The sequence below is a fragment of the Providencia sp. PROV189 genome (assembly GCF_028480065.1).
Classification (GTDB): Bacteria; Pseudomonadota; Gammaproteobacteria; order Enterobacterales; family Enterobacteriaceae; genus Providencia; species Providencia stuartii.
Genome location: NZ_JAMPOG010000035.1, coordinates 1 through 20,892 on the forward strand (window position 1 = coordinate 1; position 20,892 = coordinate 20,892).

Annotated in this window: 18 protein-coding genes and 1 other annotated feature; of the genes, 13 read left to right on the forward strand and 5 right to left on the reverse strand. The window is 41.6% G+C overall.

The window, feature by feature from the left end; all coding sequences use genetic code 11:
• Window positions 1-327: 327 nt before the first annotated feature.
• On the forward strand, window positions 328-1,887 hold the full coding sequence (gshA, locus tag PR833_RS17060) for a glutamate--cysteine ligase (RefSeq protein WP_040132889.1): 1,560 nt from the start codon (window positions 328-330) through the stop codon (window positions 1,885-1,887).
• Between the two features lie 158 nt (window positions 1,888-2,045).
• Window positions 2,046-2,561: an S-ribosylhomocysteine lyase gene (gene luxS / locus PR833_RS17065; RefSeq protein ID WP_014656655.1), complete on the forward strand. Its 516-nt coding sequence runs from the start codon at window positions 2,046-2,048 to the stop codon at window positions 2,559-2,561.
• A 64-nt stretch (window positions 2,562-2,625) separates the two neighbouring features.
• Here luxS and PR833_RS17070 read toward each other — a convergent pair whose 3' ends face one another.
• A complete protein-coding gene (locus PR833_RS17070; protein ID WP_014656654.1) occupies window positions 2,626-3,912 on the reverse strand; it encodes a CNNM domain-containing protein in 1,287 nt (428 codons plus the stop codon).
• Window positions 3,913-3,956: 44 nt separating this feature from the next.
• Window positions 3,957-4,754, reverse strand: coding sequence for a cytochrome C assembly family protein (locus tag PR833_RS17075; RefSeq protein WP_004924889.1), 798 nt, complete (start codon window positions 4,752-4,754; stop codon window positions 3,957-3,959).
• A gap of 402 nt (window positions 4,755-5,156) precedes the next feature.
• Between PR833_RS17075 and ffh the strand changes: the two genes are divergently transcribed.
• The 8 genes from ffh (at window position 5,157) to PR833_RS17115 (ending at window position 13,198) form a co-directional block, all read left to right on the forward strand.
• Window positions 5,157-6,518: a signal recognition particle protein gene (gene ffh, locus PR833_RS17080; protein WP_004924888.1), complete on the forward strand. Its 1,362-nt coding sequence runs from the start codon at window positions 5,157-5,159 to the stop codon at window positions 6,516-6,518.
• Between the two features lie 136 nt (window positions 6,519-6,654).
• Window positions 6,655-6,903 (forward strand): 30S ribosomal protein S16, encoded by a 249-nt coding sequence (gene rpsP, locus PR833_RS17085; protein ID WP_004924887.1) that lies wholly within the window; start codon window positions 6,655-6,657, stop codon window positions 6,901-6,903.
• An 18-nt stretch (window positions 6,904-6,921) separates the two neighbouring features.
• A complete protein-coding gene (gene rimM / locus PR833_RS17090) occupies window positions 6,922-7,470 on the forward strand; it encodes a ribosome maturation factor RimM (protein WP_004924886.1) in 549 nt (182 codons plus the stop codon).
• Between the two features lie 38 nt (window positions 7,471-7,508).
• Window positions 7,509-8,273 carry a tRNA (guanosine(37)-N1)-methyltransferase TrmD gene (trmD, locus tag PR833_RS17095; RefSeq protein WP_004924885.1) on the forward strand — a complete coding sequence of 255 codons (765 nt, stop codon included), beginning with the start codon at window positions 7,509-7,511 and terminating at the stop codon, window positions 8,271-8,273.
• Between the two features lie 47 nt (window positions 8,274-8,320).
• On the forward strand, window positions 8,321-8,674 hold the full coding sequence (rplS, locus tag PR833_RS17100; protein WP_004914006.1) for a 50S ribosomal protein L19: 354 nt from the start codon (window positions 8,321-8,323) through the stop codon (window positions 8,672-8,674).
• Between the two features lie 428 nt (window positions 8,675-9,102).
• Entirely contained in the window at window positions 9,103-10,197 is a 1,095-nt protein-coding gene (locus PR833_RS17105) for a 3-deoxy-7-phosphoheptulonate synthase (protein ID WP_004924894.1), read from the forward strand.
• Window positions 10,198-10,211: 14 nt separating this feature from the next.
• On the forward strand, window positions 10,212-11,333 hold the full coding sequence (gene tyrA, locus PR833_RS17110) for a bifunctional chorismate mutase/prephenate dehydrogenase (RefSeq protein WP_004924884.1): 1,122 nt from the start codon (window positions 10,212-10,214) through the stop codon (window positions 11,331-11,333).
• A 302-nt stretch (window positions 11,334-11,635) separates the two neighbouring features.
• A complete protein-coding gene (locus PR833_RS17115; protein ID WP_272526370.1) occupies window positions 11,636-13,198 on the forward strand; it encodes a methyl-accepting chemotaxis protein in 1,563 nt (520 codons plus the stop codon).
• 78 nt (window positions 13,199-13,276) lie between these two features.
• Here PR833_RS17115 and pheA read toward each other — a convergent pair whose 3' ends face one another.
• The 3 genes from pheA to bamD all read right to left on the reverse strand — a co-directional run bounded on the left by pheA (window position 13,277) and on the right by bamD (window position 16,195).
• Window positions 13,277-14,449, reverse strand: a complete 1,173-nt coding sequence (gene pheA / locus PR833_RS17120) for a bifunctional chorismate mutase/prephenate dehydratase (RefSeq protein ID WP_036941497.1) — start codon at window positions 14,447-14,449, stop codon at window positions 13,277-13,279.
• Window positions 14,450-14,476: 27 nt separating this feature from the next.
• Window positions 14,477-14,598: a sequence feature (Phe leader region), on the reverse strand.
• Window positions 14,599-14,738: 140 nt separating this feature from the next.
• Window positions 14,739-15,068 (reverse strand): ribosome-associated translation inhibitor RaiA, encoded by a 330-nt coding sequence (raiA, locus tag PR833_RS17125; RefSeq protein ID WP_014656650.1) that lies wholly within the window; start codon window positions 15,066-15,068, stop codon window positions 14,739-14,741.
• A 395-nt stretch (window positions 15,069-15,463) separates the two neighbouring features.
• Window positions 15,464-16,195 (reverse strand): outer membrane protein assembly factor BamD, encoded by a 732-nt coding sequence (bamD, locus tag PR833_RS17130; RefSeq protein WP_004924881.1) that lies wholly within the window; start codon window positions 16,193-16,195, stop codon window positions 15,464-15,466.
• 138 nt (window positions 16,196-16,333) lie between these two features.
• Between bamD and rluD the strand changes: the two genes are divergently transcribed.
• The 3 genes from rluD (at window position 16,334) to clpB (ending at window position 20,745) form a co-directional block, all read left to right on the forward strand.
• Window positions 16,334-17,311 (forward strand): 23S rRNA pseudouridine(1911/1915/1917) synthase RluD, encoded by a 978-nt coding sequence (gene rluD / locus PR833_RS17135; protein ID WP_040132891.1) that lies wholly within the window; start codon window positions 16,334-16,336, stop codon window positions 17,309-17,311.
• Window positions 17,311-18,045 (forward strand): purine nucleoside phosphorylase YfiH, encoded by a 735-nt coding sequence (gene yfiH, locus PR833_RS17140; RefSeq protein WP_060560611.1) that lies wholly within the window; start codon window positions 17,311-17,313, stop codon window positions 18,043-18,045. Before rluD ends, yfiH begins: the two co-directional genes overlap by 1 nt.
• A 126-nt stretch (window positions 18,046-18,171) precedes the next feature.
• On the forward strand, window positions 18,172-20,745 hold the full coding sequence (gene clpB / locus PR833_RS17145) for an ATP-dependent chaperone ClpB (RefSeq protein WP_004924878.1): 2,574 nt from the start codon (window positions 18,172-18,174) through the stop codon (window positions 20,743-20,745).
• The last annotated feature ends 147 nt before the right edge of the window (window positions 20,746-20,892 follow it).

Genomic DNA, 20,892 nt, shown 5'->3' on the forward strand with positions numbered 1-20,892 from the left:
CCAAATACCCCCCCTCGATAAACAGTATTGTGAAGTGTTGAACACACCGTTCAGCAGTAAAAGCATTTGTATCCGTCGCTCAGTTGGATAGAGTACTCGGCTACGAACCGAGCGGTCATAGGCTCGAATCTTTTCAGATGTACCATAATCAGAAGCCCCTCAAAAGAGAAATTTTTTTAGCCCTATTATTGGCTTTATTGTTTATTTAATACTGTTTCAATGATTCGCTTTATATAAACCACACATCTAAACAGCGACAATTTCCTCCATTTACGCTAAAGTAAGCACCTTACTAAAATAAAATGACATCACTGGCGGGAGGTCGATTTGATCCCGGACGTATCTAAAGCGCTCTCATGGTTAGAGGCGCACCCAGAAGCACTAAATGGTATTCAACGTGGTATTGAACGTGAAACATTACGTGTTACTCCGGAAGGTTCTATTGCTGAAACTTTGCATCCGGAAGAGTTGGGGAAAGCATTAACACATAAATGGATCACGACAGATTTTGCTGAGCCTTTACTTGAATTCATCACACCTGTTGATAAAAGTATTGGGCATAGTTTGGCTTTTCTTAGGGATTTACATCGCTATACGGCGCGTCAGATGCATAATGAAAGGATGTGGCCGTTAAGCATGCCTTGTTTTATCGAAAACGAGGATAAAATCACGCTGGCACAATATGGCTCATCTAATGTTGGCCGCTTCAAGAATTTATATCGCGAAGGGCTGAAAAACCGTTATGGTGCATTAATGCAGACCATTGCTGGCGTTCATTACAACTTCTCCTTGCCAATTGAGTTTTGGCAAGCGTGGGCGGGTGTTAAAGACGCTGAAAGTGGCAAAGCACAAATCTCGGATGGCTATCTACGTCTGATCAGGAACTATTATCGCTTTGGTTGGGTTATTCCTTATTTATTTGGCGCTTCTCCTGCAATTTGCGGGTCGTTCCTCAAAGATAGGGATACCAAACTCACATTTGAAAAGACCGCTGGTGGTACTTATTACTTGCCATATGCGACGTCACTGAGAATGAGTGATTTGGGCTATACAAATAAATCTCAGAGCGATTTAAACATTACATTTAATGACTTAGATAGTTATGTCGCGGGCTTGAAAAAAGCCATTTACAAACCATCTGAGGAGTTTGCTGCACTAGGTGTTAAAAAAGAGGGCAAATACATTCAATTGAACACTAATGTGTTGCAAATTGAAAACGAATTGTATGCCCCTATACGCCCTAAACGTGTGCCTAAAGGTGATGAATCGCCGTCAGATGCGTTGCTACGCGGTGGCATCGAATATATTGAGGTAAGAGCGTTAGATATTAACCCATTCAGTGCGATTGGTGTTGATGAAACACAAACTCGTTTCCTCGACCTGTTTTTAATTTGGTGTGTGTTAGCTGATGCACCTGAAATGAACGCTCAGGAATTGGATTGTAGCCGTAAAAACTGGAACCGAGTGATCCTCGAAGGGCGTAAGCCTGGGCAAGTCATCGGTATTGGTTGTGGCAGTGAAATGAAGCCACTCGTCGAAGTCGGGCAGCAGTTATTTAACGATCTGATCCGTGTAGCTGAAGTCCTTGATACTTGCTGTGATGCTAAGTATCGTGATGTTTGTCACCAATTTGTTGCGATGTTTGAAGATCCAACACTGACATATTCTGCTTTAGTGATGGATAAAATGATTGAGCAAGGCATTGGTGGCTATGGCTTAGCATTGGCAGAAAAATATTATCAGCAATTGGTGAGTGAACCTTACGAGGTGATCACTGAGGCACAGTTTGAAGAAGCTCGATTAGCTTCCATTGAAAAACAAGCTATGCTAGAGAAAGAGCAAACCGAAAGCTTTGAAGAGTATCTGCACAAGCATGCAGGGCGTTAAAAAGAAAATGGCCACGTTAAGTGGCCAAATATAAAATCTCTTAGAGAATTAGGGATGATAACAAATTTGCGCGTCTTTCATTTATTAAGACTCGGCGATTCCAAAATAGTTTCATTTATTTTTTGAAAATAAAAATAATTTTTTCAGGAGGTCAAGAAATGCCGTTATTAGACAGTTTTACTGTAGATCATACGCGTATGGCTGCACCTGCCGTCCGTGTGGCGAAAACCATGCAAACTCCAAGTGGAGATACGATTACAGTTTTCGACCTGCGTTTCACGGTTCCTAACAAAGAGGCGATGTCAGAGAAAGGTACTCATACACTAGAACACCTATTTGCAGGTTTTATGCGTGATCACCTCAACGGTGATGGTGTTGAGATCATTGATATCTCGCCAATGGGATGCCGTACAGGCTTTTATATGAGCTTGATTGGAGAGCCTGATGAACAACGCGTAGCGAATGCATGGAAAAGTGCAATGCAGGATGTACTGAAAGTCCAAGATCAAGCGAAGATCCCTGAACTGAATATTTACCAGTGTGGCACTTATAAAATGCATTCACTGGAAGAAGCTCAACAAATTGCACGCAATGTCTTAGCGTCAGAAATCCGTGTTAACAAAAATGATGAGCTAGCTTTACCAGCTGAGAAGTTGACAGAACTACACGTTTAGATAAATAGCTTCTGGATAAACTGCACCTGATATTCGATACAGGTGCAGTTTTTATTTGTGCTTACTAAGAGGAAGATACCGCCGACTTTGTGTTTAAAGGCGTAATTTTTACCTGTTTGATAATATTGTCACTGATTTCTAATACTTCAACTAAGTAGTGTGAAATAACAATTTTCTCTTGTAATTCAGGTATATCCCCAATAGCTTCCAACACCATACCATTCACAGTTCTTGGGCCATCGATAGGCAGGTGCCAATCAAGGGCTTTGTTAAGGTCTCGAATATTCGCTGTACCATCAACGAGTACACTCCCGTCGCTTTGAGGTAGAACTTCTTCAGCCAATGATGGTGACATGGAGGTTGTAAAGTCACCGACGATCTCTTCTAAGATGTCTTCAACAGTAATCAGACCTTGGATCTCACCATACTCATCGACAATGATGCCTATTTTCTCTTTGTTATGCTGAAAATTAATTAGCTGAGTACTTAACAGCGTACTATTTGGAATAAAATAGATATTATCGGCGGCTTTGATCAGATTTTGTTTATTGAACTCGCGTTTTTCCATCATCATGCGATAGGCTTCGCGTACTCGTAAGATCCCAATCGCATCATCCAGTGAATCACGATACAGTACAATACGCCCATGAGGTGAGTGAGTTAATTGGCGTACAATGGATTTCCAATCATCATTAACATCAATGCCTACTATCTCATTTCTTGGCAGCATAATGTCGCCGACAGTCACTTTTTCAAGATCTAAGATAGATAGCAACATGTCTTGATTACGTCGACTGAGCTTTGCTTTCGACTCATTAACGATAGTTCTTAACTCATCTTTACTTACAGCATCGCTACGTATAACAGGGGGTTTTATTCCACAAATGTACATAAACATCAGTGTAATTTTATTGAACGCCCAAACGACAGGCAGCATAATTTTTTGTAGAGGTTTTAAAATATAGCTACTTGGAAAAGCGACTTTTTCTGGGTATAGCGCCGCGATCGTTTTAGGCAAAACTTCAGCGAAGACTAAGATGATGAAGGTTAAAATACCTGTTGCAATTGCCACCCCTGCGTTACCGTATAAACGCATCCCCACAATAGTCGCGAGTGACGAAGCTACGATATTAATCAGGTTATTACCAATTAGGATCAAACTAATCAGTTTATCAGGGTGTCTGAGTAATTTTTCAACTCGTTTTGCAGAACGGTTGCCTTGTTTGGCGAGGTGCTTTAAGCGATAACGGTTCAGCGTCATCATACCTGTTTCTGAGGCTGAAAAGTATGCTGACATAATAATTAAAACGATTAATATGATGATGAGCGTACCAGTAGATACGTGATCCAAAACTAGGTTCCTTATGCAGTATAGATAAGATTATTTTATCCATCTTATGGATAAGATACCATAATTTGTTGCATCAGCCGGTTGCCGAAAAAAGCCATTGTTAGGATAAAGGCGCCTGCTACATGGAAAAATAGGACTCTTTTTCCGCGCCAACCTCCATGAAAATGACCCCATAATAAAATGATATAGACGAACCAAGCGACAACTGATAACACAGACTTATGAATATTCTCTTTATCAAAGATATTATCCATATAAATAAAGCCCGTACATAAAGTTAAGGTTAGCAGAATGACACCAACTTGGGTGATATGAAACATTTTACGCTCAATGACCATCATTGGTGGCATATCAGCTCTGAATTTGAACGTTTTATTTTTAAGTTGATAGTCAATAAGCGCGACTTGGAATGCATACAAGGCGGCAATTAAAAGGGTTGCATAGCTAAGCAAGGCCAAGCCAATGTGAATAAATAGCGGGACGCTGCCTTCTAGATGGGTGATAAATTCACCTGGCATCACGGCTGAGAGGATTAAATTAATAATGGCAAAACTATAGACAATAGGTGTCAAATACCACGCTTTGCCTTTGTAGGCGACCACCGTCATGATGATGCACATTAATAGGCTAACTGCGGAACCTAAATTCAGCAATGTGAGGTTTTGTCCTTCTGCTCCACGAAAAATAAGCAACTTTAGCGTGATTGCATGGGTAATCAGTGCAACAACAGCTAATAAGAGGGCTAACCGGCGATAGACAGGTTGTTTACGAACCTGGCCGGGAACGATCAGCGATATGCTGAACAGATATGTACAAACTGCTATGACTGCAAATACGGGCATAGTATAGTGTCGTTATTCATTTTTAGTGGATAATGTTAGCTAGTATAACGCGTGCAACTGTAGGCTCCAACCATTAGCACTGTTAATAAGCCTCTTCTTAATCGTTAATCGCATTTAAGAGTCCTTTTTACAGGCCATGTTCATTTAAAAATGAGGATAATTTGGGTATCTGGCCTGTAAAAACAACCTCCAACAGGGTGCAGCGAATATACGTCAGGTATGATACACTGTGACGAAAATTTTCGGCGTTGGTTTCAGTTGTGGCTGTCAGTGGTTATTTTGCTTTGAAAAGACCGATAAGCAAATTTGCCGAAATGAGCCACTCAATACTTGTATTTTGCAGTATTCATAACCAAATCTAGCTTTGACAGTAGGCCCATAAACAGAATTGAGCTAAGACATATGTTTGATAATTTAACTGACAGACTATCGCGCACTTTGCGCAACATCAGCGGGCGTGGTCGTCTGACTGACGATAATATTAAAGATACATTGCGTGAAGTTCGCATGGCTCTGCTGGAAGCAGACGTTGCGCTCCCCGTTGTCCGTGAATTTATTCAAAAGGTAAAAGAGAGTGCTGTTGGCCAAGATGTCAATAAAAGCTTAACGCCAGGCCAAGAGTTCATCAAAATTGTTCAAAATGAGCTTACGCGAGCGATGGGGGAAGAGAACCATCAGCTCAACCTTTCTGCACAACCACCAGCTGTGGTGTTGATGGCAGGTTTGCAAGGTGCGGGTAAAACAACCAGCGTTGCAAAACTAGGTAAGCTATTAAAAGAAAAACAAAAGAAAAAAGTTTTAGTGGTCTCTGCTGACGTGTATCGTCCAGCGGCGATCAAGCAGTTAGAAACATTGGCTGAAACAGTTGGAATTGATTTCTTCCCTTCCGATGTTAAAGAGAAGCCTGCGGCGATTGTGCAAAAAGCTTTAAAACATGCTCAATTGCAATTCTATGATGTATTACTTGTGGATACAGCTGGGCGCCTGCACGTTGATGAGGCGATGATGGAGGAAATCCAAGAAGTCCATCGCATTATCAAGCCTGTAGAAACCCTATTTGTTGTCGATGCGATGACGGGGCAGGATGCGGCAAATACAGCAAAAGCGTTTAACGAAGCACTGCCTCTTACTGGGGTTGTTCTGACCAAAGTTGACGGTGATGCTCGTGGCGGTGCGGCTCTCTCTATTCGTGCTATCACCGGTAAGCCAATTAAGTTCTTAGGGGTTGGTGAAAAAACCGATGCGTTGGAGCCTTTCCATCCTGAGCGTGTGGCTTCCCGTATTTTAGGCATGGGTGACGTGTTATCTCTGATCGAAGAGATTGAACATAAAGTTGACCGTGACCAAGCTGAAAAATTAGCTAAGAAACTGAAAACGGGTGACGGTTTTGATTTAAACGACTTTTTAAGTCAATTAAAGCAGATGCGTAATATGGGTGGCATGGCGAGTATGATGAGTAAAATACCCGGTATGTCTCAAGTGCCTGATGCGGTGAAGTCACAAATGGATGATAAAATTACTATCCGTATGGAAGCTATCATCAACTCAATGACACGCAAAGAGCGCGAAAAACCAGAAATTATCAAGGGCTCCCGTAAACGCCGTATTGCAGCGGGGTCGGGTACGACGGTTCAAGATGTCAACCGCCTTTTGAAACAATTTGATGATATGCAACGCATGATGAAGAAGATGAAAAAAGGCGGTCTTGCTAAAATGATGCGTGGTATGAAAGGAATGATGCCACCGGGTTTTCCGGGGCGTTAAGTAATGAAGCTAGAAAGAATATGCACTTTTGATTGATTTTTGCGTCAAAGTGAGTAAAATTTTCGGGCTTTTTATATGACAACCGGACTCTATCCCTCGATGGAGTCTGGTTGTTTTATTAACTAATGAGGATGTTATGGTAACAATTCGTTTATCTCGTGGCGGCGCAAAAAAGCGTCCGTTCTACCAAATCGTTGTAACCGATAGCCGCAATGCGCGTGACGGTCGTTTCATCGAGCGTATCGGTTTCTTCAACCCAATCGCTTCAGGTCAAGCAGAAGAACTGCGTTTAGACTTGGATCGTGTTGAGCACTGGGTTGGTCTGGGCGCAACTATTTCTGACCGTGTTGCACAACTGGTCAAACAAGCTAAAAAAGCAGCTTAATCTGTCACGGTGGTAACTATGAGCAAGCAAGCAAATCTAGCGACTCCTACTAACCCAATTGTGTTGGGTAAATTAGGCGCTGCGTATGGAATTCGTGGTTGGCTCAAAGTTTTTTCGTCCACCGAACATGCTGAAAGTATTTTTGATTATCAGCCTTGGTTTATTCAACGTTCTGGTCAGTGGCAACACATCGAACTGGAAGATTGGAAACACCATAACAAAGATATCATTCTGAAACTCAAAGGGGTTGATGACCGCGATGCAGCAACGCTGTTAACTAATTTTGAGATTGTTGTGGATTCAGCGCAACTTCCTGAGTTAGATAATAACGAATACTACTGGAAAGACCTTATGGGCTGCCAAGTGGTGACGTTGCAAGGGTATAACCTAGGTACCATCACCGATATGATGGAAACCGGGTCTAATGATGTCATTGTGATTAAGGCAAATCTAAAAGATGCGTTTGGCATCAAGGAGCGGCTGGTTCCGTTTCTTGATGGGCAGGTTATCAAGAAAGTCGATCTCAAATCTAAACTGATTGAAGTTGATTGGGATCCTGGTTTTTAAATCTCCGGTTGAACGGTTTTTATGAGTGGGACTAAATAATGTGGATTGGTGTAATTAGCCTGTTTCCCGAAATGTTCCGCGCAATAACCGAGTACGGGGTAACTGGTCGGGCAGTGAAAAATGGCCTGCTGTCTGTGGAGTGTTGGAACCCGCGAGATTTTACTCACGATAAACACAAAACAGTCGATGATCGCCCCTATGGCGGTGGTCCGGGCATGCTGATGATGGTGCAGCCATTAAGGGATGCTATCAATACAGCAAGAACTGAGGCAGGTGAGGGTGCGAAAGTCATCTATTTATCACCTCAGGGGCGCAAACTTAGTCAAGCTGGGGTTTGCGAATTGGCAACGAATGAGAAACTTATTCTTGTTTGTGGTCGATATGAAGGCATTGATGAACGGATCATACAAACCGAAGTTGATGAAGAATGGTCAATCGGTGATTACGTTCTAAGTGGTGGGGAGCTCCCCGCGATGGTGTTGATAGACTCAGTTTCTCGGTTCATTCCGGGGGTACTTGGTCATGAGGCGTCTGCTCAGGAAGACTCTTTTGCAGACGGCTTGTTGGATTGTCCTCACTATACCCGCCCTGAAGTTTTAGACGGCATGCACGTTCCTGATGTTTTATTGTCAGGGAATCATGCAAAGATAGATAGCTGGCGCATGAAGCAATCACTTGGCCGTACCTGGCTGAGAAGACCTGAGCTTCTGGAAAGCCTAGCTCTGACTGACGAGCAAAGGATGTTGCTGAACGAATTCCAAAATGAATATCGTTCTGAGCAACAAGTGAATCCAGACAATTAAATTAATTGTCTAACATATATCAGTTTACCTAGGGTAAGAGAATTATTATGAGCAACATTATTAAACAACTTGAACAAGAGCAGATGAAGCAGGACGTACCTTCATTCCGTCAGGGTGATACTGTGGAAGTTAAGGTATGGGTCGTAGAAGGCTCTAAGAAACGTCTGCAGGCATTTGAGGGCGTGGTTATTGCTATTCGTAATCGCGGTCTGCACTCTGCATTCACTGTTCGTAAAATTTCTAACGGCGAAGGTGTTGAGCGTGTATTCCAAACTCACTCTCCTGTCGTAGATAGCATCGCTGTTAAACGTCGTGGTGCCGTACGTAGAGCTAAACTGTACTACCTGCGTGAGCGTTCTGGTAAGGCTGCTCGTATCAAAGAGCGTCTGAACGCCAAGTAATACGCTTTCGCTACATCCGAAAGTTACGATAAGGCCCGCTTATGCGGGCCTTTCTATTTGTTACCTTATTGATTTAGATAAGTTCACTGTTAATCATTTTCTGAAGTTAGATCTTTCTCTGTCACTTATTTCCCTTCTTATCGACCTAATCGTTAATATATTATCCTCTTAAGTTAAATTACGTGCTTTACCTGTTTTTGTAAACATAACTTTACTAAAAGAGTGGTTTTGTATAATAAATAAGCGATATTCAATAGTTTGTTTTATTAAAATCTATTATTTATCAATATGTTGTGTTTGTGTAATTTTTTATTTACGTATATGGAAATATTTTACATTAATGGATTGTATTCTTTACGTCACATGGTATGTTAATAACCAAGCACTCAAACACAATATATAAACAATAAGTTAAGCAGGTAATAAAAATGATCATGCAAAAAGATGTACTCAATAATGTGAATATTCGTGATGAACAGGTACTGATTACACCTGAAGCACTGAAACAGAAGTTTCCACTGAGTCACAACAATCTGCATGCCATCGCGGCTTCGCGTCAAACAATTGCTGATATTATCCATCAGCGTGACCCGCGCTTACTCGTGGTATGTGGTCCTTGTTCTATTCATGATGTCGATGCGGCGATTGAATACGGGCAACGTTTACAGAAGCTTGCTGCTGAACTGAGTGATAGTTTATATATTGTGATGCGTGTCTATTTTGAAAAACCTCGTACAACAGTGGGTTGGAAAGGATTAATAAGCGACCCTCTTATGGATGGTTCGTTTGATATGGAAAAAGGCCTACATATTGCGCGTGATCTTTTGACCAACCTTGTCAATATGGGGCTGCCATTAGCCACTGAAGCGTTAGATCCTAATAACCCACAATACTTAGGTGACCTTTTTAGCTGGTCTGCAATTGGTGCAAGAACCACAGAATCGCAAACACACCGTGAAATGGCATCAGGGCTATCGATGCCTGTAGGGTTCAAAAATGGTACGGATGGCAGCTTGTCTACAGCCATCAATGCGATGAAAGCCGCTTCTATGCCACACCGTTTTATGGGGATTAATCAGTCAGGGCAAGTGAGCTTATTGCATACCAACGGTAATGAAAATGGGCACATTATTTTACGCGGTGGTAAAACGCCAAATTACAGCCCTGAAGATATCGCGGCTTGTGAAATTGAAATGAGAAAGGCAGGGCTAGAACCTTCATTGATGGTCGATTGTAGTCACGGTAACTCTAATAAAGATTTCCGTCGTCAGCCACTCGTTGTTGATTCAATTATTGAACAAATTTCTAATGGGAATCAATCAATAACCGGTATTATGTTGGAAAGCCATTTACATGAAGGCAATCAAAGTTCTGAGCAACCGCGTAGTGAGATGAAATATGGTGTATCAGTGACGGATGCCTGCATTAACTGGGAAACAACGGAAACGGTATTGCGTAAGCTACATCAAGCATTGTTACCTGTGCTTGAAGGGCGCGCAGAAAAATTTGAAATTGCGAGCTGATACAAGGTATAGGTATGTCTGTAGAATTATCTCATCTTAGAGAACAAATTGATGAGGTTGATAAATCGTTATTAGATTTGTTGGCTAAGCGCTTACAACTTGTGGCTGAAGTTGGTGAAGTCAAAAGCCAACATGGTTTACCTATTTATGTACCTGAGCGGGAGGCGAGTATGTTGGCCGCCCGCCGTCAGGAAGCCGAACGCATGGGGATCCCCCCAGACCTAATAGAAGATATTCTTCGGCGCATTATGCGTGAATCCTATGCCCGTGAAAATGATAAAGGGTTTAAAACATTAAAGCCTGATGCGGGTCCAATAGTGATTGTTGGTGGTGATGGTAAAATGGGGCGGTTATTTAATCGCTTACTAACGTTATCAGGTTACCAAGTTAAAATTTTAGGTGAACATGATTGGGCACAAGCAGAATCAATTGTTAAAGGGGCTAGCGTCGTTATTATTAGTGTTCCGATACATTTGACGGTGCGCGTGATCAAGCAATTACCGAAATTGAACCAAGAAACCGTATTGATCGATATTGCGTCAATAAAACATCAACCTTTGGAAGCAATGCTGGCTGTTCATGAGGGGCCAGTGCTTGGCTTACACCCTATGTTTGGTCCTGATGTTGGTAGCGTTGCGAAACAAGTGTTTGCTTTTTGTGATGGTAGAGGGGCTGAGTCATATCAATGGTTCCTTGAGCAATTACAAGTTTGGGGAGCTCGCTTGAAAAAGATCACTGCGAGTGAGCATGATCGTAATATGAGTTTTATTCAAGCATTGCGCCACTTTACTACTTTCACCTATGGGCAAAACTTAGCGAAAGAACATGTTGATTTGCAGCAATTGCTCGATCTTTCATCGCCAATATACCGGTTGGAACTTGCAATGGTTGGGCGCTTATTTGCTCAAGACCCACAGTTGTATGCTGATATCATCATGTCGTCAGATGAAAATATTGAATTAATTCGCCGTTACTATCAGTTATTAGGGCAATCGATTGAGACGCTCGAACGTAAAGATAAGGCTGAATTTATACGACAATTTAATGAAGTTAGTGATTGGTTTGGTGAGGATGCACATCACTTTATGAAAGAAAGCCAATCCTTGTTGCAAAGAGCAAACGACAATCGTAAGTAATGTATAAAATAGCTTCTAATTTAATTTTAGGAGCTATTTTTTTATTACCAAAATCAAAATATTCCCTCTTCAAGCTCGTACGCTTTCTGCTTTACTATCTATAATTTGTTTTAGTTATTGCCATTTTTAATGATGTAAAATATTCCATTCTTAGAGTCGCTCAGCGATTTATTCTGATTTTGTCTGTTAATATCTATTTATAAAATGAATATTTATAAATTAAACAATTTAACTAATAAAGTTAGTCGATAATCTACCGATATTAACTGTCATAAAATGACGACCAGTTCGGTGAGGAATCTATGTCTCTGAAAGATATAAAAATTGGTGTAAAACTTTTTATTGCGTTTGCGTTCTTTATTTTTCTTCTGCTCTTAAGCTCGGCGCTGTCCTTAATTAGCTTAAACAAGGCAAATAATGGTATTCAAGACATTATCTATAAAGATTATCCAATGACTGTTAATGCTAATCAGCTAATGGATAATTTTTATTCTTATATAGGGATACAGGAACTCATTTTATTGGATGATAGAGATAGTGAAAGACGCAGAAATGAACTAAAGAAAATCAGCTCGAATGTTGTTCGACTACTCAAAGAGCTTGATGAAAATGCCAAGGATCCACAGTCTATTGCTGTTCTTGCGGAGATCTATGATGTTCGTGAACGATTCCTTCAGTCACAAGCTAGGTTGAGTGAATTTCTCAATAACAATAATCGAAGCGCTGCTATCGATGAAATGATGAACAAAACATCGGCAATACAGCGTGAATACCGCGAGAAAGTACAACAATTTATTGAAGTGCAAAATCACAGAATGCAAGCCGCGGGCGTTATTGTCGATGGTGATTACCATTTTAATAAATATTTATTAATAACCCTCGCGATTATCAGCATTGTTATAGCTTGTATTATGGGATGGTTTATTACCCTGTCGATTACACGGCCTCTGGGAGCCGCCGTTGGCTTTGCTCAAGCGATTGCGGAAGGGGATTTAACACAACATGTTGAAATAAAAAATCAAGATGAAACTGGGGTGCTATTGCGAGCGCTAGTCGAAATGAAAAAGCGTTTATTAGAAATTGTACAAGAAGTACAAAATGGCTCTGAAAGTATTTCAGCCGCTGCGGGGCAAATTGTTGCAGGAAATCAACATCTAGCGGCAAGAACCGAAGAGCAAGCAACCTCTGTGGAAGAGACTGCGAGTTCTATGGAACAAATCACATCGACAGTACAAAATACGGCAGAGCATACTCACCAAGCGACACAATTGGCCGCAGACACTGCGGTTGTTGTAGCCAATAATGGCCGCATGATGAATGAGGTAACCAACAAAATACGTGCTATTCATTCATCTTCTAACCAAATGACAGAAATTATTAATCTAATTGATTCTATTGCATTCCAAACGAATATTCTTGCATTGAATGCATCTGTTGAAGCCGCACGGGCAGGGGAACATGGTCGTGGTTTTGCAGTGGTTGCAGGTGAAGTTAGGTTACTTGCCCAAAAAAGTGCTAACTCGGCAAATGATATTCGTCTGTTAATTGAAAATTCGTTAACACGAACTAAAGAAGGTATGGAATTAGTTGAACATGTAGAGCAGCAAATTGATGGAATGATCAAAAATGTTGAAGAGATGGATCAACGGCTTCAGGAGATAGGTCAAGCTAGCCACGAGCAGAGCGCTGGAATATTACAAATAAACAGTGCAGTTGGACAACTTGATGTGACGACACAACAAAATGCAAGTTTAGTCGAGGAGTCAGTCGCGGCGGCAGCGTCATTGAATGAGCAAGCATTGCATTTAAAACAGCTGGTTAATTATTTTCAGGTAAGTGCGACTCACGAAAATAGGTCAGTGTAATAAGTAAATAGTGTGTGTCAGAAGCCAGTCATGTGAATGACTGGCTTACTATTAACGTATCAGCATAGATAAAATAGATTAAGGCGTAATTTTTTCTGGTTCAACGGGGACAATATTTTCAGAAGGATAGCAGCCTAACACCTTAACAGAACGGGTTATTGCAATCAGCTCTTTTAGTGCCTGCTGCATATTTTCAGAACGTAAATTGGCATGCACATCAACATAGAACATCTCTTCCCAAGGCTTACCATTAATAGGGCGTGATTCCAGTTTACTCATGATGATCTTATTATTTTTTAAGATGATTAGAGCATCAACAAGAGCACCGGCCTGTTGACCAGTTGTAATGAGTAATGTGGTTTTTGCAGGAACTTGCTCAGTGACCTCAATCGCTTGCTGAGCAACAACGATAAAGCGTGTCATGTTAATTTGTTGGTTGGCAAGATTATGTTCTAGCACTTGCAAGCCATATAGCGCGCCGCCTGCTTCACTTCCTAGTGCCGCAACATTTGGCGAGTTTTGTTGAGCAACATTCTGCATTGCGGTTGATGTGCTATCACAATATTCAATTTTCCAATGCGGGAATTGGGCTAAATATTGGCTACATTGTTGGAATGGTTGTGGATGGCTGTAAACCGTCTCTATTTTGCTAAGATCAGCCCCTGCGGTTGTGAGCAAGCAATGGTTTATTGGTAGTCGAATTTCACCTACGATTGAAAGGGTGGTGTTCTGTAATAGGTCATAAACATCGTTAATGGCGCCTGAGCTGGTATTTTCAATAGGTAGGATACCATAGTCGGCTTGACCACTTTCAACGAGTGAGAAGATATCTTGGAATTTATGGCAGCTACATTCAACTAATTGGTCAAAATGTCGGGCAGAGTATTGGCGAGCAGCAATATGTGAATAGGAGCCTTTAGGGCCTAGGAAGGCAAAACGCGCGGAGTCATTTGGTGTTAAGTTTAAATGTTGCTGTAAGATGGCTTGTTGAGTAAGAACGGAATCTTCAATGATCATTTGAAACAGTCGTGTGACATAAAAACCATCTAACCCTAATGGCTTGGCTTTATTGATCAAAACATCCAGTAATTGGCGTTCACGCTCTTTGTCTCGAATTGGACGGTTATCTTCTAATTTTGTTTGAGCTACTTCAACGGCATACCCGCGTCTCTTAGCCAGTAGGCCGAGAAGTTCACTGTCTAATTGGCTGATTTTTTCACGTATCTTCAGTAAATTAGTACTGTTGTCCATCCTACCTTCCCCATAAAATATCAGTAAATAAAAAAAGCCCCCTAGCAGGGGGCTTTCAAATCTTGTCATCTTTTCTTTCTCGAACGACAAAAGCCCCTTAGTAGGAGTGGCTAAAGAAAGAAAAGAAAACAAAATTCATGTGCATCATTATTTACCTATTATTGACCATTTCTTAAATAGACCCGATACACGGGCAGATGTCAACAAAAAAGATATTGGGGAAATTAAAAACGCGCCCAAGATAGGCGCGTTGATAAGGTTTCAAGATAAGTTTGTAGACAATATAAAATTATAACGTAACAAGGTTAGCTTCTTTTACACTATTACTGGCTCTTCTTGATTCTCCTTTATGTTGCACTTTGTTCAGTTGTCTTTCGAGTTTATTAATTAATTCATTGATGGCGACATACATATCTTCATGTTTGGCGCTTGCAACGAGTTTTCCTGTAGCAGTTTTGATGTTGGCATCAACCATAAAACCTTGTGGTTCTTTTGATAATACAACGTGAGTATTAATCAAAGCGACTTGCCATTTGTCGAGTTTAGTCAGACGGCTCTCAATGTGATCTCGGATAGCAGGGGTAATATCCATTTGTTTGCTAGTTATGTTCACTATCATATAGTTACCTCTCATTGTTTCCGTCTTTGATGTATTCAGAATACTGACTATTTATCTAAAAAAATTGATATAGATCACGCTTAATGAACAGGATAATCCTTCGCGAACCGAACTGTGATTCAGGATAAAAAAGAGAGGGAAAGAGATTGCCAAGTTGAGTTTCTTGAGCGAAACTGAAAAAGTTGACTATCAATACGGTAAATAGTCGGTACTTTATTTGGGCTAAAATTCAGATAAAGAGTAAACAATAAAATAGTGGCCTAAAAAAGATTATTTATCGTCAATTAAAGTTGCCTTCCGATTTTGTCTTTGATTATTTTATATGCTCAGTTTCACTTTAATGTGATAAACAAAAACAGCAGCCTAAGCTGCCGTTTTCAATGTTGATTTTTCTGTTAATTTGGATTGGCTGCAATAAGGTTAGCAACTTTATTCGCTTCTTCATCTAACCCCATCTGCTTATAAGCTATTTCCATGTATTTTAATGCATTACGGGTAGCTTCAGTATCTGGGTAGTCCCTTAGCATTTGTTGTACTCGATTGACAACCGCGACATAAGCGCCACGTTTGTTGTAGTATTCAACAACAGAGAGGTCAAACCTTGCTAAACGATCTTTTAAATAAACAAGACGCTTACTGGCGTCATTAGCATAGAGGCTGTTAGGATAGTAACGCACTAATTGGCTGAAGTCTTTGAATGCGACGCGTGCATGTTGTGGGTCTCTATCTGAACGGTCTACGCCGAAGAAACCTTGTAACAAGCTGTCATCAAGTGCCATTGCCGTTAGCCCACGCATATAAAGGACATAGTCGATATTTGGATGAGTTGGGTTTAAACGCATAAAACGGTCAATCGCAGCTATCGCCATTGGTAGCTCGGCTGATTTATAATAAGCATAAATCAGGTCTAATTGTACCTGTTGGGCGTAAGGGCCAAATGGATAGCGGTTATCTAACGCTTCTAATTGCTTGATGGCCGCTTTATAGTTGCCGTCCTGCAACTTTTGCTGGCCAATACTGTACATTTCAGCCGGAGTACTATCAGGGCTGACTTCATTATTGCTGGAGCATCCGGTGAGTACCAGGCTCAACGTGGCAGCAGCCACCAGATATTTGATACGTATCATCACGTGTTGGTTATCCTCTGAGTGTTTCGAGGGAGACTATCCGTAAGGCTCCCGGCAAAATTCGAGTTACAATAACATACATTTTAAATAAAACGGCATCGCCGTCAAAATACAAACACTAAAAAAGTAGATTAATTTATGGCTCAACAAGTACAACTTAATGCAACTGTTGCTGAATCACAGCTCGGTCAACGTTTAGATCAGGCTTTAGCGGAATTGTTCCCTGATTATTCACGTTCACGTATAAAAGAGTGGATTTTAGACGATAGAGTGCAGGTTAATGGAAAAGTTATCAATAAGCCAAAGGAAAAAGTTTTAGGTGGCGAACAAATTTTAGTCGATGCACTGATTGAAGAGGACAATCGTTGGGAGCCGCAAGATATTCCTCTTGATGTTGTGTATGAAGATGAGGATATCCTCGTTATTAATAAGCCTCGTGGGCTAGTTGTTCACCCAGGTGCAGGGAACCCAGATGGCACTATATTGAATGCACTATTGCACCGCTATCCTGAAATTGTTGATGTACCACGAGCTGGTATTGTCCACCGTCTAGATAAAGACACGACGGGATTAATGGTGGTTGCGAAAACCGTACCCGCTCAAACACGCCTTGTAGAATCATTGCAATTACGCGAAATCACCCGTGAATATGAAGCAGTTGCTGTAGGGCGAATGACTGCGGGTGGTATGGTCGAAGAACCCATTTCAAGGCATCCGACAAAACGTACTCATATGGCTGTTCACCCAATGGGGAAACCTGCGATAACACATTATCGCGTGATGGAGCATTTTAGAGCTCATACTCGCTTGCGTTTACGTTTGGAAACGGGAAGGACACACCAAATTCGTGTGCACATGGCCCACATTAACCATCCTTTGATTGGTGATCCACTGTATGGCGGACGTCCTCGTCCATTAAAAGGGGCAAGTGACGAGTTTTTTGAAGTCATGCGTAAATTTGATCGCCAAGCACTGCATGCAACGATGTTGCGACTGTATCATCCTATTTCAGGGATTCAAATGGAGTGGCATGCACCACTACCGGATGATATGGTTGAACTTATTGAAGCCTTAAAGGCAGACTATCAACTGCATAAAGACGATATGGATTGGTAATGAGCTCATTGATTTTTCCTGACTGGCCTAAGCCTAAGAATGTATCATGCTGTAGCACCACACGTATTGGTGGGGTCAGTTTGCCGCCATTTGATAGCCTCAATTTAGGGGGGCATGTAGGTGATGATCCCTCGGCTGTCAGTGAAAATCGTCATCTCTTACAGACCTTGGCTGGCTTGCCACAACAACCGTTGTGGCTTGAACAAGTCCATGGCACAAAAGTATTGCGCTTAACTGGTGCTGCCATTGACAACAAACAGGCGGATGCTGTCTATACTCAACAGGTAGGGCAGGTGTGCGCTATCATGACCGCTGATTGTTTGCCTGTTCTTTTTTGTAGCAAAGATGGTCGTGAAGTCGCGGCGGCTCATGCGGGTTGGCGCGGGTTGTGTGATGGTGTGCTTGAAAATACGGTAGCACAATTTACTTGTGATAAAAAAGACATAATGGCTTGGTTAGGGCCTGCCATCGGGCCTGAAAAATTCGAGGTCGGTGCCGAGGTGAAAGCAGCATTCGTCAAACAATCGAGTGAACTCGCATCAGGGTTTACGGTTCACGGCGAAAAATATTTAGCAGATATCTATTTATTAGCACGTAAAAAGCTGCAAGCAGCAGGTGTTTCATCAATTTACGGCGGTACATTTTGTACTGTGAGCGATAAAAACAGATTTTACTCCTATCGCCGTGAGGGTAAAACGGGGCGCATGGCCTCATTGATATGGGTAAATAACTAGTGTTTAGTGATTTATTCTGAATTAACTGATATCGCTAAAATAATTTAATTATAAACTTGAATAAATAAAAATAGACCTCATTTATTCACCAGAAGCAATTTTAATCCCATTTTTAGTGGAGGTGTTATGCGTCTGGATCGTTTAACTAATAAATTCCAGCAAGCGCTCGCTGACGCCCAGTCATTAGCCCTTGGGCGCGAAAACCAATTTATAGAACCTATTCATTTATTAAGTGCACTGTTTAATCAAGAAGGTGGCTCTGTTCGTCCTTTGTTGACAACAATTGGTGTTAATGCAGGGCAATTGCAACAAAAAATTGAAGATGCACTCGCACGCTTACCGCAAGTGCAAGGGGTTGCCGGTGATGTGCAACCATCAAGTGATTTGATCCGCCATTTAAATTTATGTGATCAACTCGCTCAAAAAAATGGAGATGAATTTATCTCCTCCGAACTGTTTCTTCTCGCTGCTTTAGAAGCTAATACATCACTTGCAGACATGCTCAAAGCGGCCGGTGTGAATAAAGCAAATTTAAATAAGGCAATAGACGAGATGCGTGGTGGAGAAAAAGTGAATGACCAAGGTGCTGAAGACCAGCGCCAAGCGTTAAAGAAATTTACTGTTGACCTGACTGAGCGTGCTGAGCAAGGCAAATTGGACCCAGTTATTGGGCGTGATGAAGAGATTCGCCGTACAATTCAGGTTTTGCAGCGTCGTACAAAAAATAACCCTGTATTGATTGGTGAGCCAGGTGTCGGTAAAACCGCCATCGTCGAAGGGTTAGCGCAACGTATTGTTAATGGGGAAGTGCCAGAAGGGCTAAAAAATAAACGTGTCTTATCCCTTGATATGGGAGCATTAATTGCAGGGGCGAAGTTCCGAGGCGAATTTGAAGAACGTTTAAAAGGCGTACTAAACGACCTCGCAAAACAGGAAGGTAATGTGATCCTGTTTATCGATGAGTTGCATACGATGGTAGGTGCAGGTAAAGCCGACGGCGCAATGGATGCCGGTAACATGTTGAAACCCGCATTAGCGCGTGGTGAATTGCATTGCGTTGGTGCGACAACGTTGGATGAATATCGTCAATATATTGAAAAAGACCCTGCTTTAGAGCGCCGGTTCCAAAAAGTTTATGTGGCAGAGCCAAGCGTCGAAGATACGATCGCGATTTTACGTGGTCTGAAAGAGCGTTATGAGCTGCACCACCATGTGCAAATTACGGACCCTGCTATCGTAGCGGCGGCGACATTATCGCATCGCTACATTACGGATCGTATGTTGCCAGATAAAGCTATCGACTTAATTGACGAGGCTGGTGCAAGTTTACGTATGCAAATGGATTCTAAACCTGAATCCCTTGACCGTTTAGAGCGCCGTATTATTCAACTGAAATTAGAGCAACAAGCTCTGAAAAAAGAGTCTGATGATGCGAGTAAAAAACGTCTTGATATGCTCGAAGAAGAATTGGCGGAAAAAGAGCGTGAATATTCTTCATTAGAGGAAGAGTGGAAAGCAGAAAAAGCCTCGTTAACAGGCACTCAGCATATCAAAGCTGAGTTGGAAAATGCACGCTACGAAATGGAAAAAGCACGTCGTAGTGGTGATCTGGCTAAAATGTCAGAGCTGCAATATGGCCGTATTCCTGAGTTGGAAAAACAGCTAGAAGCAGCGACAAAAGCAGAAGGCAAAAATATGAAGCTTCTGCGAAATAAAGTCACTGATGTTGAGATCGCTGAAATTCTTGCTCGTTGGACTGGCATACCTGTTTCTCGTATGTTGGAAAGCGAAAGAGAAAAATTACTGCGTATGGAGCAGCAATTACATCAACGCGTAATTGGTCAAGATGAAGCGGTTGTTGCTGTTTCAAATGCAATCCGCCGTAGCCGCGCGGGTCTATCAGATCCTAATCGCCCAATTGGCTCATTTATGTTCCTAGGGCCAACAGGGGTCGGTAAGACTGAGTTATGTAAAGCGCTGGCAAACTTTATGTTTGATAGTGATGATGCGATGGTGCGTATCGACATGTCAGAATTTATGGAGAAACATGCCGTTTCCCGCTTAGTGGGGGCTCCTCCAGGCTATGTTGGTTATGAAGAAGGGGGCTATCTAACAGAAGCTGTCCGTCGTCGCCCTTATTCTGTGATCTTATTGGATGAAGTTGAAAAAGCGCATCCAGATGTCTTTAACATTTTATTGCAAGTGTTGGACGATGGGCGTTTAACAGATGGGCAAGGTCGTACTGTCGATTTCCGTAATACGGTGATTATCATGACGTCGAACCTAGGTTCTGATTTGATCCAAGAGCGTTTTGGTACAATAGGCTATTCAGAAATGAAAGATATGGTCATGGAAGTGGTTTCTCATAGTTTCAGACCTGAGTTTATTAACCGTATCGATGAAGTCGTTGTGTTCCATCCATTAGGTAAAGAGCACATTACTAATATCGCGAACATTCAGCTTGGTCGTCTATATAAACGCCTTGAAGAGCATGGTTATGAAGTGAGTGCAACACCCGCTGCGCTGGAGAAAATTGGAGAAGCAGGGTTTGACCCAATCTTTGGTGCTCGTCCATTGAAACGAGCAATCCAACAAGAGATTGAAAACCCACTGGCACAAGAAATATTGTCAGGCAAATTAATTCCAGGTAAACCAGTCGTTCTGGATGTTGAAAATGATGAGATAGTGGCTAAACAGTAAAACTCAACATTTCAATTAGTAAATAGAAAGGCGATCATCAGATCGCCTTTTTACTTTTGATAGGCATAAAAAGGCGATTTTGCTGTAAAAACCGGCGTAAAGTTTAAAAAGTAGTCGGTTGTCATTTTTTTTTCAAAAAAACACTTG

Coding starts and splice junctions, on each gene's coding strand:
- PR833_RS17075 (WP_004924889.1), bottom strand. CDS start 4,754: ATGCCCGTATTTGCAGTCATAGCAGTTTGTACATATCTGTTCAGCATA.
- trmD (WP_004924885.1), top strand. CDS start 7,509: ATGTGGATTGGTGTAATTAGCCTGTTTCCCGAAATGTTCCGCGCAATA.
- yfiH (WP_060560611.1), top strand. CDS start 17,311: ATGAGCTCATTGATTTTTCCTGACTGGCCTAAGCCTAAGAATGTATCA.
- rplS (WP_004914006.1), top strand. CDS start 8,321: ATGAGCAACATTATTAAACAACTTGAACAAGAGCAGATGAAGCAGGAC.
- PR833_RS17105 (WP_004924894.1), top strand. CDS start 9,103: ATGATCATGCAAAAAGATGTACTCAATAATGTGAATATTCGTGATGAA.
- PR833_RS17115 (WP_272526370.1), top strand. CDS start 11,636: ATGTCTCTGAAAGATATAAAAATTGGTGTAAAACTTTTTATTGCGTTT.
- pheA (WP_036941497.1), bottom strand. CDS start 14,449: ATGGACAACAGTACTAATTTACTGAAGATACGTGAAAAAATCAGCCAA.
- luxS (WP_014656655.1), top strand. CDS start 2,046: ATGCCGTTATTAGACAGTTTTACTGTAGATCATACGCGTATGGCTGCA.
- tyrA (WP_004924884.1), top strand. CDS start 10,212: ATGTCTGTAGAATTATCTCATCTTAGAGAACAAATTGATGAGGTTGAT.
- rpsP (WP_004924887.1), top strand. CDS start 6,655: ATGGTAACAATTCGTTTATCTCGTGGCGGCGCAAAAAAGCGTCCGTTC.
- ffh (WP_004924888.1), top strand. CDS start 5,157: ATGTTTGATAATTTAACTGACAGACTATCGCGCACTTTGCGCAACATC.
- raiA (WP_014656650.1), bottom strand. CDS start 15,068: ATGATAGTGAACATAACTAGCAAACAAATGGATATTACCCCTGCTATC.
- bamD (WP_004924881.1), bottom strand. CDS start 16,195: ATGATACGTATCAAATATCTGGTGGCTGCTGCCACGTTGAGCCTGGTA.
- rluD (WP_040132891.1), top strand. CDS start 16,334: ATGGCTCAACAAGTACAACTTAATGCAACTGTTGCTGAATCACAGCTC.
- clpB (WP_004924878.1), top strand. CDS start 18,172: ATGCGTCTGGATCGTTTAACTAATAAATTCCAGCAAGCGCTCGCTGAC.
- rimM (WP_004924886.1), top strand. CDS start 6,922: ATGAGCAAGCAAGCAAATCTAGCGACTCCTACTAACCCAATTGTGTTG.